Here is a 572-nt window from a genome sequence, read left to right as displayed (position 1 = left end):
AAGTTATGGGAGAGGGAACGAACCCGCGTGCTCTCGCTGCGCCGTCTCGTGCGCGAAGGGATCGCGGAAGCGGTAGAACGAGGGTTGGATGGCGCGGAAATCGCTGCTGCGGTCGCTGCCGTTGAACGTTGTCCGGACAAGATCACGACCAGGTTCAAAGCGATAGATTTGGTTGCCGTGGGCATGGATTTGGACGCGGCATTCACCCACCTCAAAGGCTTGCTTGAACCTTGTGAAAATGAGGGAATTTCCGACCAGTCGGCTAAAAACTTCCGACTAGATAATACCAGAAATACAACCGAAAACTCCTTCGGAGAAGGTAATCAGAAACGGCCATCGCCTGACGGCGATGAACATGAAACAAGTCCTGACAGCGGTTTCACCGCTGAAACGGCTCTTGAAAATGAGCCTTGCGGGACGGGCAGGATAAAACAACGCCCTCCGGAACATACCGGCATTCATCATGTTCGCATCGAGCAAGTCCGCGCTATCGCAAGCGACGTCATGATTCAGCTCTTGCAAGAGACAGTTGGCCATACCGCACCAACATGGGCCGATCTTGTCTCAACCGC

At 54.2% G+C, this 572-nt stretch carries 1 pseudogene; it reads left to right on the top strand.

Features of this window, described 5'->3' with window-relative positions:
* Positions 1-27: 27 nt before the first annotated feature.
* A pseudogene (locus tag E1297_RS00865) lies at positions 28-572 on the top strand (hypothetical protein); the annotation flags it as partial.

The sequence above is a fragment of the Roseibium sp. RKSG952 genome, assembly GCF_009711355.1.
This window is presented reverse-complemented; position numbering and strand designations above follow the sequence as displayed.